Origin of the sequence: Aureimonas sp. ME7 (assembly GCF_903970965.1) — a bacterium.
Lineage (GTDB): Bacteria > Pseudomonadota > Alphaproteobacteria > Rhizobiales > Rhizobiaceae > Aureimonas.
Window position 1 is genome coordinate 426,245 of record NZ_CAJCKW010000002.1, and the last position, 14,807, is coordinate 441,051.

A 14,807-nucleotide genomic window follows, 5' to 3' on the forward strand; every position below is an offset into this window, starting at 1 on the left:
ACGGACCGCCGGAGTTTCCCCTTGGCCCTCATCACCCTTCGCCAGCTCCTCGACCACGCCGCCGAGCATAGCTACGGCGTCCCCGCCTTCAACATCAACAACATGGAACAGGGTCTCGCGATTCTCGCCGCGGCCGCCAAGACCTCCTCGCCCGTGATTTTGCAGGCGAGCCGGGGGGCGCGCGCCTATGCCAACGACCTGATCCTGGCGCGGCTGATCGAGGGTCTGGCCGAGATGCACCCCGACATCCCGATCTGCATGCATCTCGACCACGGCAACAACGAAGCCACCTGCATCACCGCGATCCAGCACGGGTTCACCTCGGTGATGATGGACGGCTCGCTTCTGGAAGACGGCAAGTCGCTCGCCGACTATCGCTACAATGCCGGCGTGACGCGCCGCGTCGCCGACATGGCGCATTGGTGCGGGGCATCGGTGGAAGGCGAGATCGGCGTTCTCGGCAGCCTGGAGACGGGCGGTGGCGAGCAGGAGGACGGCCACGGCTTCGAAGGCACGCTGGAGCACGACCAGCTCCTGACCGACCCCGAGGAAGCCGCCCGCTTCGTCGAGGACACCCATGTCGACGCGCTCGCCGTCGCGATGGGCACCAGCCACGGCGCCTACAAGTTCTCCCGCAAGCCGGACGGCGAGGTCCTGGCGATGAACGTCATCGAGGCGATCCACGCCAAGCTGCCGAACACGCATCTCGTGATGCACGGCTCCTCGTCGGTGCCGCAGGACCTGCAGGACATCGTCAACCAGTATGGCGGCGACATCAAGCCGACCTGGGGCGTGCCGGTCGAGGAGATCCAGCGCGGCATCCGCCACGGCGTACGCAAGATCAACATCGACACCGACTGCCGCTTGGCGCTCACCGGGGCGATCCGCAAGGTGTTCGCGGAGAACCCGGAAGAGTTCGACCCTCGCAAGTATCTCGGCCCCGGCATGGCCGCGATCACCAAGCTGGCAAGCCAGCGCTTCGAGGAGTTCGGAACGGCCGGCCATGCGCCGAAGATCAAGCCGATCGCGCTCGCCGACATGGCCAAGCGCTACCGCGACGGCAGCCTCAAGGTGTCCAACCGGACCTAGCGGGAAAGCCGGGCGACATGGTCGTGTCGCCCGGCCGGGCGCTTATTCGTACCCGGCGAGTTCGGCAAGCTGGGGATAGAGTTCGGGCGAGCCGGCGATCAGCCAGTTGCCCTTGAAAAGCGCGTCGCCCGCCAGAAAATCGCTGACCTGCCCGCCGGCTCCCTCGATCACCCCCATCGCGCCGAGGCAGTCGTAGGAGTTGATGTGCGGCTCGATGTAGCCGATCAGCCGGCCGGCCGCGAGATAGGCGAGCGCGAGCGCGCCGGAGCCGTCGCGATAGAACATGCCGCCTGCTTCCAGGACGCGTCCGAAGGCCGGCAGGAACTCGACTGGCGGAACGCGCGGCGAATACCCCATCGCGGTCAGCCCCTCGCGAACGCTTGTCGCCGAGCGCACACGGATCGGGCGCCCGTTCAGCGTCGCCCCGCGACCCGCCCCTCCGGCGAACAGTTCGCCGCGCGCCGGGGCGTTGACGAAGCCCATCCGGTTGCGCCCGCCTTCCACGAAGGCGATCGAGACGCACCAGCCGCTCATGCCGTTGACGAAGGGCTGCGTTCCGTCGATCGGGTCCACCACCCAGATGCCCTGGCCCGGCGCGAACTCGCTACGCCCGCTTTCCTCGCCGAAGAACGCATCCTGCGGAAAGGCCTCGTCCAACCGGGCGCGGATCAGCTTCTCGACCTCGACATCCGCCTCGCTGACGACGTCCTGCAGCCCCTTGGAGGAAACGGTGAGGGTTTCCACACGGTGGAAGAAACCGAGCGCGACCTCCCCCGCTTCGCGAACGAGAGCGGACGCGAATTCGAAACGACGGTCGAGTTCGACGGTTGTCATGGATGAGCCTTCATGCGGTTGGGACGGATCGGCAGCCGGCATCCTCAAGCGTCCTTCCACAGCCAGGCGGCGCCCCGGACGCCGCTCGAATCGCCGTGCCGGGACTGCACCACCGGCGTATGGAACACGGTGGAGAACGTATATTTGGCGATTCGCTGCGGCAGGGAATCGTATAGCTCGGGGATGTTCGACATGCCCCCGCCCATCACGAACACGTCCGGGTCCAGCGTGTTGACGACGACGGAAAGCCCGCGCGCCACCCGATCGAGGTAGCGGTCCCAGATCAGACCGGCCAGCCGGTCGCCCGCGCGCACCTTGTCCATCACGTCGCGCGCCTTGGTCTCGACGCCGGTGTGAAGCTCATATTCCGCCTCGAAGGCGCGGCCCGACACCCAGGTTTCCAGGCACCCGTGCTTTCCGCAATAGCACGGCCGGCCGGGCAGTTCGGAGGCATGCGGGAGCGGCAACGGATTGTGGCCCCACTCGCCGGCGGAATTGTTCGGCCCGTGATGGGCCCGGCCGCCGACCGCGATCCCGGCCCCCGCCCCGCTTCCCAGGATCACCGCGAAGACGACGTTGTAGCCCGCCCCCGCTCCGTCGACGGCCTCGGAGGCCGCAAGACAGTCGGCATCGTTCTCCACCCGCAGGGGACGGCGGAGCCGCTCGTGAAGATCGGCTTCCACCGGGCGGCCGAGAAGCCAGGTGGAACTCGCGCCCTTACCAACGCGCGACTTCGGCTCGAGCGAGCCGGGAATGCCAATGCCGACCGACCCCGTCTGTCCCGTCGCGGCTTCGAGCCGCGCGATGATCGATCCAATCATCGAAATGCAGCCGTCGTAGTCGTGGCGCGGCGTGTCCTCGCGAAAGCGCGCAAGCTCCTGGCCGTCGGGGCTGAGCGCGACCCCCTCGATCTTCGTTCCGCCCCAGTCGATTCCGATCAGCATTCCGGCCCTCCCTGCCCGTCTCGGCGCCGTTCTGCTGATCCGGCGGCGTGACGGTTCGATGGATACTGATGATACCAGCGCGAGATCAAGGGCGGCATTCGAGGATCGCGATGGCGTCTCGCCGCTGGGGTGCCCATATGGCACGGTGAATCGAAGAGCATGGAGACCAGCGGCATGGGCGCCCTTATCCCGTTCGACAACACCTATGCGCGGCTGCCGGCCTCCTTCCACATGGCGATCGCGCCGCAACGCCGCGCAGCCCCGAAGCTTCTGCAGCTCAACCGACCGCTCGCCGAGGAACTCGGCATCGACACCGAATTTCTCACCTCCGAGGGTGCAGAGATCCTGTCCAACAGCGCCAGAGCGGAAGGCGCCGACCCGATCGCGCTGGCCTATGCCGGGCACCAGTTCGGCCAGTTCGTACCGCGCCTCGGCGACGGCCGGGCGCTGCTTCTCGGCGAAGTGGTGGATCGCAACGGGCAGCGGCGCGACATTCAGCTGAAGGGCTCCGGGCCGACACCCTTTTCGCGCCAGGGCGACGGACTGGCGGCCCTCGGGCCCGTCCTGCGGGAGTATCTGGTCAGCGAGGCGATGCATGCGCTCGGTGTGCCGACGACCCGCTCGCTGGCGATCGTGTCGACCGGCGAAAGCGTCTACCGCGAAACCGAGCTTCCCGGAGCGGTCCTGACGCGCATCGCCGCAAGCCACATCCGCGTCGGCACCTTCCAGTACTTCGCCGCGCGAGGCGACGAGGCGGCCTTACGTGAGCTCGCGGACTACAGCATCGCCCGCCATCAGCCGGACGCGGTGGACGCCCCCGACCGATACCGGCGGCTTCTCGACGGCATCGCGATCCGCCAGGCCGATCTCATCGCCCGCTGGATGCTGCTCGGCTTCGTCCACGGCGTGATGAACACCGACAACATGGCGATATCGGGCGAGACGATCGACTACGGCCCCTGCGCCTTTCTCGACGCCTACGACCCGTCGAGCGTCTTCAGCTCGATCGATCGCGGCGGCCGCTATGCCTATGCCAACCAGCCGGCCATCGCCCAGTGGAACCTCGCGCGGCTCGCCGAATGCCTCCTGCCCCTTCTGTCGACCGACGAGGCGGAAGCGATGGGGCAGGCGACCGGCGCGTTGACCCTTTTCGCGGAACGCTTCAACGCCGCCTACCGCGCCGGGCTCCTGCGCAAGATCGGCCTTTCGGATGACGCGGAGGAAGCGAACTGGACCCTCGCGCAGGAGCTTCTTCGGCGCATGGGAGAAACGAAAGCCGACTTCACCGCGACCTTCCGCAACCTCGCATCGGCGGAAGCTTCGGACGACCAAGCCGGCACGCTCATTCAACGCCCCGAGCTTCAAGACTGGCTCGCAACGTGGCGTGAGCGACTTCCCCACGAGCCCGGATCGGTGGAAGGGCGTGCGGCGGACATGCGGCGCGAGAACCCGGCCTTCATCCCGCGCAACCAGCGCGTCGAGGAGGTCATCCGCGCGGCGGTGGACGACGGCGATCTCGAACCGTTCCGGGCGTTCCATGCCGCCCTGTCGCGCCCCTACGATGACCAGCCGGAGGCCCAGCGCTGGGCCGATCCCGGCCCGGCCGCGCCCTATCGCACCTTCTGCGGCACGTGAAAGCCCGCCGCCACACGTAAGCTTTAGGAGCTGGAATGTCCGAATTCGACTTGTCCGGGCGCGTCGCCCTGGTCACGGGTGCCAGCCGTGGTCTCGGCGCGGCGATCGCTCCGGCGCTTGCGCGAGCCGGGGCGGACGTCGTGTTGTCCGCCCGGCGCATCGCCGATCTGGAAGCGACCAGAATCCTTGTCGAAGAAACCGGGCAACGTGCGCTTTGCCTTGCGATGGATGTCACCGACGTTCCCGCCATCCGTGCGGGGATCGCGGAGGCGGCTCAGGCCTTCGGTCGCCTTGATATCCTCGTCAACAACGCCGGCACGGAGAAGGTCTGCCCGTCCCTCGACGTCGAGGAAGCGCTGTGGGACCGCATCCTCGACACCAACTTGAAAGGCGCCTTCTTCGCGGCGCAGGCGGCAGCCAGATTGATGCGGGACACCGGCGGCAGCATCGTCAACCTTTGCTCGCTGACCTCCTTCGTCGGCGTGCCGACCGCCGTTCCCTACGGCTCGTCGAAGAGCGGCCTCCTCGGCATGACGCGCGCGCTCGCGACCGAATGGGGGCCGCTCGGCATCCGCGTCAACGCCATCGCCCCCGGCTATTTCCGAACCGCGATGACGGATGCCTTCTACGAGGACGACGCCTGGCAGGGACGCATCGCCAAGCGCCTGCCGCTTGGCCGTTTCGGCCAGGAAACGGACCTCGGCGGCGCGGCGGTGTTCCTCGCCTCCGACGCATCGCGCTACGTCACCGGCCAGTGCCTCGCGGTGGATGGCGGGTTTCTCGCCTCGATTTAGCGGGACATGCCCAAAGTTTCCCCAGCGCGGACGATTGCGCTGCCTTGCGCCATCGGGTTAGCAGGGGGAAACGACATGTCCTGAAACGAACGGCACCCCGGCGTGACGCAGACCCAGACCTCGACCAGCGTCCCCGCCACGCCCGCCGTTTCGGTTCGCGACGTCTCGATGGTGTATTCGGGCAAGCATGCCGTGCGCGATGCGTCCTTCGATCTGGAAACCGGGCGCTTCCTGACGATCCTCGGGCCGTCGGGTTCCGGCAAGACGACGCTGCTACGCATGATCGCCGGCTTCCAGTCCCCCACCAGTGGCGAGATCGCTATCAACGGCGAGGCGGTGTCCGCCGTGCCCCCGCACCGCCGCTCGATCGGCATGGTGTTTCAGAAGCTCGCGCTGTTTCCTCATATGACGGCAGCGGAGAACGTCGCGTTTCCCTTGAAGATGCGCCGCTTCGACGCGCGGCAGATCCCGGCGCGCGTCGAGCGTTTCCTCGATCTCGTGCGGCTCGGCGGCTTTGCGGATCGTCGCATCCACGAACTGTCCGGTGGCCAGCAGCAGCGCGTCGCCATCGCCCGCGCGCTCGTGTTCGAGCCGGACCTCCTGCTTCTGGACGAACCCTTGGCCGCGCTCGACCGCAAGCTGCGCGAGGAGATGCAGCTCGAGTTCCGCCGTATCCAGCGCGAGCTCGGCGTGACCACGATCAACGTGACCCACGACCAGCGCGAGGCGCTCGTCGTGTCGGACGAGATCGTCGTCATGGACGGCGGCACCATCCTCCAGAAGGCGGACCCGACCAGCACCTATCGCCGCCCGGCCGATGCCTTCGTCGCCGGTTTCATCGGCGTGACCAACAAGCTTCCCGCCGCGGTGCTTCGCACCGACGCCGGCGGGGCGACCGCTCGAACGGGCGAGCTCGAGATTTCCGGGACGCTCCCCGTGGGTTGCGAGCCGACGGCCGTCGGTCGTGCTGTGCTCGGCGCGCTGCGCGCCGAGCAGATCCGCCTGAGCGCAAGCGCCGAGCCGCTTTCGAATCTCGAGACCGTGACGTCCGGTACGGTCGTCGACGTGATCTTCGAGGGCGAGCGCGTGGTCTACGAGATCCGCGTTCCGGCCCTTGAGGACCGGACCCTGCGCGTCTTCGACCACGATCCCGCCGAGCATGCCGTCCACGCCGTCGGCGCCTCCGTTTCGCTCGGCTGGAACCGGCGCGACGTTCTGTTCTATCCGGCCTGATCCCTTTTCCCGTTCCCGACAGGAGCAACTTGCATGACCGATGCCAAGCCGTCCCGCTTCGAACTCGATCGTCGTCGCTTCCTGCACGGCGCGGCCGCGCTCGGCACCGTGGCCGGCGCTTCGGCGCTCGGCCTGCGCGGCGCCTTCGCGCAGGAGCCCGAAAAGCCGGGCGAGATCATCGTGCGCGCCTGGGGCGGGTCCTGGGTGGACGCGCTGAAGGCCGGCGTGTCAGACCCGTTCACCGCCGCCACCGGCATCTCCGTGCGCCACGATCTGACCGAGGACAACGAGATCCAGCCCAAGGTCTGGGCCGCCGTCGCGCAAAAGCGCGTGCCCCCGATCCACGTCAACTGGGACACGACGGTGAACGCCACCAAGTCGGCGCTACGCGGCGTGACCGAGGACCTGTCGGACCTTTCCAACCTGTCGAAGGTCACCGAGCTCGCTAGGCCCGTCGGCCTCGACGGCTTCCCCATCGTCAACACCTACGGCTACGTCTACGTCCTCGCCTATCGTCCGGGCGCCTTCCCGGACGGGCCGCCGACCTCGTGGAAGGTGCTGCTCGACCCGAAGTTCAAGGGCCGCGTCGCGCTCTACAACGACGGCATCGGCCTCCACTTCCCGGCGCAGGTGGCGGGCGGCGGCAAGCTGGAGGACATCCCCACCAACATGCAGCCGGCCTGGGATTTCATCACGCAGGTGAAGGCGCAGTCCCCCCTGCTCGGCGAGGACCCGGACTTCACGACCTGGTTCCAGAACAACGAGATCGACGTCGCCTGTACCATCTCGACCAACGCGCGCGAGGCCAAGAAGAACGGCATCGACGTCGCCTGGGTGGTGCCGGAGGAAGGCGCCAAGTTCGACACGGACGGGCTCTGGATCCCCAAGGGTCTGCCGGAGAACGAGCTCTACTGGGCGAAGCGCTACATCGACTTCGCCATCACCAAGGACGCCCAGCAGGTCTGGCTCGACGGTCTCGGCCTGCCCGGCGTCGTGGAAGGCCTGACCCCGCCGAGCGATCTGACGAACGATCCCTCCTATCCGACGAAGCCGGCCGACTTCGACCATCTCATCCGCGTTTCGTCCAAGGTGCAGGTCGAGAACCAGAGCGAATGGTTCGCCAAGTTCAAGGCGATCATGCAGAGCTGATACCGAAGTTCCCATGCGCTCGGCCCCGGGCGCATAGGGCGGCGGGCTCTTCGCGGCCCGCCGCATGAGACGTTCGAAGGACGACGATGCCGCTTCGCCCCTCCCGCAACGCCTATCCCCTGTCGTGGCGCCTTCTCGACGGGGCGGAGCGAATCGCCGCCTTCCTTTGGCCGCGCCGTTTCGCCAAGGGGCTGCCCTATCTTATGCTCCTGCCGGCGCTTCTCCTCGTCGGGCTGCTCGTCCTCGGCCTCGCGGCCATCGGCGACTCCAGCCTGCGCACGCTGGACACGGCGACCTTCCTTCCCTCCGAAAGCTGGTCGCTTGCCAACTACGCCCGCGCCTTCACCGAACCCCTGTTCCTGAACGTCGCGCTGCGCAGTCTCGGCGGTGCGGCGCTTGTCACGCTCGCGACGCTCGTCCTTGCCTTCCCCTATGCCTACGTCATGGTGCGCACCGGCTCCGCGGCGTGGCGCAAGTTCCTGCTGATCGCGCTGTTCCTGCCCTTCTTCATCGGGCAGGTCGTGCGCGCCTATGGCTGGCTGATCATTTTGGGCAACCAGGGTCTCGCCAACGAGGCGCTGGCGCTTCTCGGCCTCGGGACGCAGCGCCTTCTCTTCAACTACTGGGCCGTCCTGTTCGGCCTCGTCCAGTACATGCTGCCCTTCGCCGTCCTCATGCTGGCCCCGGCCCTCACCGCTATTCCCGACGAGATCGAGGCGGCCGCGGGCTCGCTCGGAGCCGACTGGGTGCGCACCTTCACCCATGTCGTGCTGCCGATGGCGAAACCCGGCCTCGTCGGCGCCGGGCTCGTCGTCTTCACCCTGTCGCTGACCGATTTCGCCGTTCCCGCGATTTTGGGCGGCGGCGGCCAGGACTTCATCGCCAACGCGATCTACGACCAGTTCTTCCGCACCTCCGACCAAGGGCTCGGCTCGACGCTGACGCTGCTTCTCGTTCTCCTCGGCTCGACGATCGTCGGCGCGGTCTTCGCGCTGTTCGGGGCGGGCACCCTATCGATGCGCGGAAGCCGCCGATGACCGGCACGCGGGGCAAATCGCTGACGCTCGGCGCGCTCGTCGCGTTTTCGCTCCTGATCCTGTCAGCGCCGACCCTCGTCGTGCTCGGCGCTTCGTTCACGGGCGGCAACATCATCGCCTTCCCACCGGACGGGTTCTCGCTCCAATGGTATGCCAAGGTCGCGGGCGCCTCGGATCTGCGCCGCGCCTTCGGGCGCTCGCTCTGGGTCGCCTTCGTGTGCACGCTCATTGCGATTCCCGCCGGCACGCTCGCCGGGCTGGCGCTCGCCAAGTACCGGGTGCGCTTCGCCAACCTGTTCCAGGTCTACCTGCTCCTGCCCTTCACCATTCCGCTGATCGGATCGGGGATCGGGCTCATGCTGGTGTTCGGCGAGGCCGGCGTTCTCGGCTCGCTTTGGCCGGTCGGGCTCGCGGCCTGCGTCATCAACCTGCCCTTCATGATCTGGGCGGTCACGGCGAGCGCGGGCGCGCTCGACCCGGACCTGGAACTCGCCGCCGCCAACTGCGGCGCGCCCCCCCTCCAGACGTTCCTCCTCGTGACGCTGCCGGCCGTCCTGCCCGGCGTCATCACCGGCTCGCTCCTGATGTTCATCCTGGCGCTCAACGAGTTCCTCGTCAGCCTTCTCCTGGTGGACGCGCGGATCGTCACCCTTCCCGTTCAGATCTACAATTCGATCCGCTCCATCATCACGCCCGATCTTGCCGCCGTGTCGGTGATCTTCATCGCCTGCGCGGCCGCCGCCATTCTCCTGCTCGACCGGCTGGTCGGGCTCGACATCTTCCTGAAATCGAAGTGACGCCATGACCGCGATCTGCTCCTTCCACGACCTCGCCACACTTTCGACCGACGCGCGCGCGGCGCTCCTGAAGCGCTCCGAGACCGACCTTTCGGGCTTCCAGGACCGCGTGAAGCCGATCATCGAGGCCGTCCGCACAGAGGGCGACGCCGCGCTCGTCCGCTTCGCGCGCGAGTTCGACAAGGCCGACGTGAGCGAGGGCGCGCTCCAGGCGAGCGAGGCGGAGTTCGACGCGGCGTTCCGTGCCGTCGAGCCGGAGGTGATCGAGGCCATCCGCTTCGGCATCGACAACATCCGCCGCTTCCACGAAGAGCAGCGGCCCGAGCCCATGTGGTTCAAGGAGATCCGCCCCGGCGCCTTCGCGGGCGATCGGTGGACGCCGATCCAGTCCGCCGCGCTCTACGTGCCGCGCGGCAAGGGTGCCTTCCCCTCCGTCACCATGATGACGAGCGTGCCGGCCGTGGTCGCCGGGGTGCCGGACCTTTGCATCGTCACGCCGCCGACGCCGGACGGCTCGGTGGACGCCGCGACCCTCGTCGCCGCGCGCCTTGCCGGCGTCGAGACGGTCTACAAGGTCGGCGGCGCGCAGGCGGTGGCCGCCGTCGCCTACGGCACGCAGACGATCAGGCCCAAGATCAAGATCGTCGGCCCCGGCTCGCCCTTCGTCGTCGCCGCCAAGAGCCTTCTCGCCAGCGTGCTCGACACCGGCCTGCCGGCCGGGCCTTCGGAGGCCGTGATCTTCGCGGACGAAACGGTGGACGGCGCTCTGGCGGCGCTCGATCTCCTGATCGAGGCCGAGCACGGGCCCGACAGTTCGGCCTATCTCGTGACCCACGACCGCCGCGTGGCCGAGGCCGCGCGGGAGGCGCTGCCGGGCTATTGGAGGGAGATGACCGAGCAGCGCGTGGCATTCAGCAAGAAGGTCCTGCAAGGCCCGTTTGGCGGCATCGTGCTGACGGCCTCGCTGGAGGACAGCTACCGATTCATCAACGACTACGCGCCCGAGCACCTTGAAATTCTCTCCACCGAGCCCTTCCGCCATCTCGGCCGTATCACCGAGGCCGCCGAGATCCTGATGGGGCCGCACACGCCGGTCACGCTCGGCAACTTCGTGCTCGGCCCCAACGCCGTCCTGCCGACGAGCCGCTGGGCGCGCACCTACGGTCCGCTTTCGGTGACGGATTTCCTCAAGCGCTCCTCGATCGGCTACGTCACCTCCGCCGGTTACCCCGAACTCGCGACCCATGCGCGCCGCCTCGCCCGCTACGAGGGCTTTTCCAGCCACGAGAACGCGGTGTCCGAAATGCGCGACGCGATCCTAAAGCGGTAGGGCCGACATGACGTCGCGAATCTTCAACGTCGAAGATGCTCGGAGGATCGCCAAACGGCGCCTGCCGAAGATCTTCTTCGACTATATCGACGGCGGCTCGTCGGGCGAGGAAACGCTGCGCGCCAACCGCGAGGATTTCGGCCGCTGGCGGCTGGAGCAGCGCGTTCTGGCGGGGTTCCAGCCGGCCGATCTCTCGACCCGCTATCTCGGTCAGCGCCATGCCCTGCCCTTCATGCTGGGACCGGTCGGCTTCCTCGGGCTGTTTGCGGGAAAAGGCGAAATCCTCGCCGCGCGCGCCGCGCATCGTGCCGGCACCGGCTTCTGCTTGTCGAACTTCTCCATCGCCTCGCTGGCCGACCTGAAGGCGGACGGGGCCGCCGGCCAGCCGCAGTTCCAGCTCTACGTCCTCAAGGATCGCGGGCTGGCGGAAGAGTTCGTGCAGGCGGCCGAGACGGCCGGCGTCGAAACGCTGCACCTGACTGTTGACACCGCCATCACCGGCATCCGCGAGCGCGATGCGCGCAACGGGTTTCGCGCGGTCACGCGCATCGGGCCGCGTCTTGGCTTCGGGCTGGCGCTGCGCCCCGCCTGGTGTCTCGACCTTGCCCGCGCCGGTCGCCCCGGCGTCGGCGCGGTGCGCGGACGCGCCGAGTTCGGCAACGGCATCCTGGAACAGGCCTCGACGCTCTCTCGCCTGATCGACCCGGCCCTATCCTGGGCGGACGTCGAATGGCTGCGCGAGCGTTGGAAGGGCCGTCTGTCGATCAAGGGCATCCTCCACGCCGACGACGCGGCGCGTGCGAAGGCGGCCGGAGCGGACGCGATCGTCGTGTCCAACCACGGCGGCCGCCAACTCGACACAGCGCCCTCCACCATCTCCGTTCTGCCGGAGATCGTGGATGCGGCGGATGGCATGGAAGTGCTGATCGACGGCGGGTTCCGACGGGGAACCGACATCGTCAAGGCTTTGGGGCTGGGGGCGTCGGGCGTGCTTCTCGGCCGGGCCTACGCGTTCGGAGCGGCCGCGGGCGGGGAAGCAGGCGTCTCGGCGGTCATCGAGACCCTTGCGGCTGAGATCGGCGTCACGCTGGGTTTGATGGGCCTGTCGTCGATCGACGAGCTGAAGTCGAGGGGACGGTCCGCCCTGCGAACCGCCCCCGGCTAGCCGACGAAGTCAGCCGCGGGCGTCGAAGCCCGAAGTCCAAGCGCGCCAATCGGCGCTGCCGGGACGGTAAGGGTTGTCCTTGCGCGTACGATTGCTCTGAGCGGCATCGATCCCCTCCTGACGAACCAGGTCGTCGCGGGTCAGCGCGTAATGGGCAGCTTGCGCCATCCGATTCTCCTTCAAACTCTCCATACTGTCCCTCCCGACGCATGAACCATACGAATTTGGCATTCACGCGACGGCGCGTGAATAGTGCGACTGACGGATAAGTCAAATGACGAATGCCAGAATTTTCCGTCAGCCGGCTGCCGTTGGAAATCTGGTCGGACCGTCGTTCGGTTGCAACTGACACAATGTTTCGTATCGTTGCACGATAGGTTCGATCCCCTACGCTTCTCAACCCTCGGGAGAGCCGATGCTGACGGAACGCCAGACCCGGATCGTGGAAACCGCCAAGCGGGAAGGCACTGTGCTCGTCGATGCACTCGCCACGCGTTTCGAGGTCAGCGTCCAGACCATCCGCAAGGATTTGAACGAGCTTTGCGACCAGCGTCTCCTGTCGCGCATCCACGGCGGGGCCGTTCTCGGCTCGGGCGCCGAGAATGTCGACTACGAGGCGCGGCGCGCCATCGCGTCCACTGAGAAGGCCGCGATCGGGCGCGCAGCGGCCGACCTCGTGCCCGACCGCTCCTCGCTCTTCATCAATATCGGCACCACGACCGAAGCCGCCGCGCAGGCTCTGTCGCAGCATTCCGGTCTTCTCGTCATCACCAACAACCTCAATGTCGCCAACGCCATGCGCAGCAATCCTCGCGTGGAGGTGATCGTGGCGGGCGGTATGATCCGGCGAACCGATGGCGGCATCGTCGGGGAGTCGGCGATCGACTTCATCGCTCAGTTCAAGGTGGACTTCGCCATCGTCGGCGCCTCCGCGATCGACCCGGACGGGGCGCTTCTGGACTTCGACTACCGCGAGGTGCGCGTCGCGCAGGCGATCATCGCCAACGCCCGGCACGTGATTCTCGTGGCCGATGCCGGAAAGTTCGAACGCACGGCGCCGGTGAGGATCGGCCATCTCTCGCAGGTCCACAGCTTCGTCACCGACCGTTGCCCTTCGCAAGCGGTGCGCGACATCTGCCGTCAGGCGGGCGTTCGGCTGGTGGAAACGACGTCGCCGATCTGACGACCTGACTTTCGCTTCGGTTTCGTTTGATTTCGAAACCGAAACGCATAAATTCCCGTCGTGCACCGGACGAAGCCTCGGCGAAAGCGCTAGCGACATGCCAACATTCGACGTCTTCATCATCGGCGGCGGGATCAACGGATGCGGGATCGCGCGCGACGCGGCCGGTCGCGGCTACAGCGTCGGGCTGGCCGAAGCGCGCGACTTGAGCAGCGGCACCTCCTCCTGGTCCACCAAGCTGATCCACGGCGGCCTGCGCTATCTCGAGCACTACGAGTTCCGCCTCGTGCGCGAGGCGCTGATGGAGCGCGAGGTTCTCTGGCGGATCGCGCCGCACATCATCCGGCCGCTTCGCTTCGTCCTGCCGCATCATGCCGGCCTGCGGCCTCGCTGGCTCCTGCGCCTCGGCCTCTTCCTCTACGACCACTTGGGTGGGCGCAAAGCGCTTCCCGCCGCCCGTTCCGTTACGCTCGCCGGTCCCCTCGGAGCACCGTTGAAGCCGGAGTTCACGAAGGGGTTCGAATATTCCGACGCCAAGGTGGATGACAACCGACTGGTGATCCTCAACGCGCGCGACGCCGCCGCGCACGGCGCCGAGATCCTGGTTCGAACGAAGGTCGTCGCAGCGCGACCGGTGGACGGCCTCTGGCGGATCACGCTGGAAGATGCGGAGACCGGCCTTCGGCGCGAGGTCGCGGCTCGGTTTCTCGTGAACGCGGCGGGCCCCTGGGTGGACCATGTGCTTCGAACGTCGGCGGGCCGGCCGGAGGCGCATAACATCCGCCTCGTCCAGGGCTCGCACATCGTGATGCGCCGCCTTTTCGACCACGACCGGGCCTATATCTTCCAGAACGCGGACGGTCGGATCATCTTCTCCATCCCCTATGACAGCGACTTCACGCTGGTCGGCACGACCGATCAAGATTTCGAGGGCGATCCGGCGGATGCCGCAATCACGGACGCGGAGATCGACTACCTCCTTCAGGCGGCCGGCGAGTATTTCGCCAAGCCTCTGGCGCGCGAGGACATCGTCTGGAGCTTTTCCGGCGTGCGTCCGCTGTTCGACGACCATGCCACCAAGGCGCAGGAGGCGACGCGCGACTATGTCCTGAAGGTGGACGGGGACGACGCGCCGCTTCTCAACATCTTCGGCGGCAAGATCACCACCTATCGCCGTCTCGCCGAAGATGCGCTGGGCCATATCGGCCACCGCCTCGGAGAACGCGGCCAATCGTGGACGGGCAACGCCCCCTTGCCGGGCGGAGACTTTCCGGTGGAGGGCGTCGCGGCGCTTGAGGATCGCCTGAGCGCGCTGGCGTCCGGCCTTTCGAAGGCGACGATCTCGCGGCTCGTCGCCGCCTACGGCACAGATGCGCTGACGCTTGCGGAGCAAGTGAACGGCGATTGGGGTGCCGATCTCGGGCATGGCTTGAGCGAGCGCGAAGTGGACTGGCTCGTGGGCCGCGAATGGGCGAGAAGCACCGAGGACATCCTCTGGCGCCGGTCCAAGCTCGGCCTGCGCTTCGACGCCGAGCAGACGGCCTCGCTGGAAGCCTATCTGGTTCGCGGCATCGAACACGCCGAGCCGGTGACCAAGGCGGCGGAATAAGGAAAGCG

14 protein-coding genes are annotated in these 14,807 nt (G+C 67.4%); 11 read left to right on the plus strand and 3 right to left on the minus strand.

Annotation, left to right across the window (positions count from 1 at the left end; all coding sequences use genetic code 11):
• Window positions 1–21 precede the first annotated feature (21 nt).
• A complete protein-coding gene (gene fba / locus H7A85_RS05545) occupies window positions 22–1,089 on the plus strand; it encodes a class II fructose-bisphosphate aldolase (protein ID WP_182084881.1) in 1,068 nt (355 codons plus the stop codon).
• A 42-nt stretch (window positions 1,090–1,131) separates the two neighbouring features.
• On the opposite strand, the gene H7A85_RS05550 is transcribed toward fba, so the two are convergent.
• Complete coding sequence (locus H7A85_RS05550; protein ID WP_182084882.1) at window positions 1,132–1,923, minus strand: inositol monophosphatase; 792 nt, start codon at window positions 1,921–1,923, stop codon at window positions 1,132–1,134.
• A gap of 44 nt (window positions 1,924–1,967) precedes the next feature.
• On the minus strand, window positions 1,968–2,867 hold the full coding sequence (locus H7A85_RS05555) for an ROK family protein (RefSeq protein WP_182084883.1): 900 nt from the start codon (window positions 2,865–2,867) through the stop codon (window positions 1,968–1,970).
• A gap of 174 nt (window positions 2,868–3,041) precedes the next feature.
• Between H7A85_RS05555 and H7A85_RS05560 the strand changes: the two genes are divergently transcribed.
• The 8 genes from H7A85_RS05560 (at window position 3,042) to H7A85_RS05595 (ending at window position 12,007) form a co-directional block, all read left to right on the plus strand.
• Window positions 3,042–4,502 (plus strand): protein adenylyltransferase SelO, encoded by a 1,461-nt coding sequence (locus H7A85_RS05560; protein WP_182084884.1) that lies wholly within the window; start codon window positions 3,042–3,044, stop codon window positions 4,500–4,502.
• Window positions 4,503–4,537: 35 nt separating this feature from the next.
• A complete protein-coding gene (locus H7A85_RS05565) occupies window positions 4,538–5,296 on the plus strand; it encodes a glucose 1-dehydrogenase (RefSeq protein WP_182084885.1) in 759 nt (252 codons plus the stop codon).
• Window positions 5,297–5,464: 168 nt separating this feature from the next.
• On the plus strand, window positions 5,465–6,529 hold the full coding sequence (locus tag H7A85_RS05570) for an ABC transporter ATP-binding protein (protein WP_182085089.1): 1,065 nt from the start codon (window positions 5,465–5,467) through the stop codon (window positions 6,527–6,529).
• Between the two features lie 33 nt (window positions 6,530–6,562).
• On the plus strand, window positions 6,563–7,678 hold the full coding sequence (locus H7A85_RS05575; protein WP_182084886.1) for a PotD/PotF family extracellular solute-binding protein: 1,116 nt from the start codon (window positions 6,563–6,565) through the stop codon (window positions 7,676–7,678).
• Between the two features lie 86 nt (window positions 7,679–7,764).
• Complete coding sequence (locus H7A85_RS05580) at window positions 7,765–8,715, plus strand: ABC transporter permease (RefSeq protein WP_182084887.1); 951 nt, start codon at window positions 7,765–7,767, stop codon at window positions 8,713–8,715.
• Window positions 8,712–9,512 carry an ABC transporter permease gene (locus H7A85_RS05585; RefSeq protein WP_182084888.1) on the plus strand — a complete coding sequence of 267 codons (801 nt, stop codon included), beginning with the start codon at window positions 8,712–8,714 and terminating at the stop codon, window positions 9,510–9,512. Before H7A85_RS05580 ends, H7A85_RS05585 begins: the two co-directional genes overlap by 4 nt.
• A 4-nt stretch (window positions 9,513–9,516) precedes the next feature.
• On the plus strand, window positions 9,517–10,842 hold the full coding sequence (gene hisD / locus H7A85_RS05590) for a histidinol dehydrogenase (protein WP_182084889.1): 1,326 nt from the start codon (window positions 9,517–9,519) through the stop codon (window positions 10,840–10,842).
• Window positions 10,843–10,849: 7 nt separating this feature from the next.
• On the plus strand, window positions 10,850–12,007 hold the full coding sequence (locus tag H7A85_RS05595) for an alpha-hydroxy acid oxidase (RefSeq protein WP_182084890.1): 1,158 nt from the start codon (window positions 10,850–10,852) through the stop codon (window positions 12,005–12,007).
• Window positions 12,008–12,016: 9 nt separating this feature from the next.
• Here H7A85_RS05595 and H7A85_RS05600 read toward each other — a convergent pair whose 3' ends face one another.
• Window positions 12,017–12,175: a hypothetical protein gene (locus tag H7A85_RS05600; RefSeq protein WP_182084891.1), complete on the minus strand. Its 159-nt coding sequence runs from the start codon at window positions 12,173–12,175 to the stop codon at window positions 12,017–12,019.
• A gap of 247 nt (window positions 12,176–12,422) precedes the next feature.
• Here H7A85_RS05600 and H7A85_RS05605 point away from each other — a divergent pair, with 247 nt between their 5' ends.
• Window positions 12,423–13,190 (plus strand): DeoR/GlpR family DNA-binding transcription regulator, encoded by a 768-nt coding sequence (locus H7A85_RS05605; RefSeq protein WP_182084892.1) that lies wholly within the window; start codon window positions 12,423–12,425, stop codon window positions 13,188–13,190.
• 97 nt (window positions 13,191–13,287) lie between these two features.
• A complete protein-coding gene (glpD, locus tag H7A85_RS05610) occupies window positions 13,288–14,799 on the plus strand; it encodes a glycerol-3-phosphate dehydrogenase (RefSeq protein ID WP_182084893.1) in 1,512 nt (503 codons plus the stop codon).
• Window positions 14,800–14,807 lie beyond the last annotated feature (8 nt).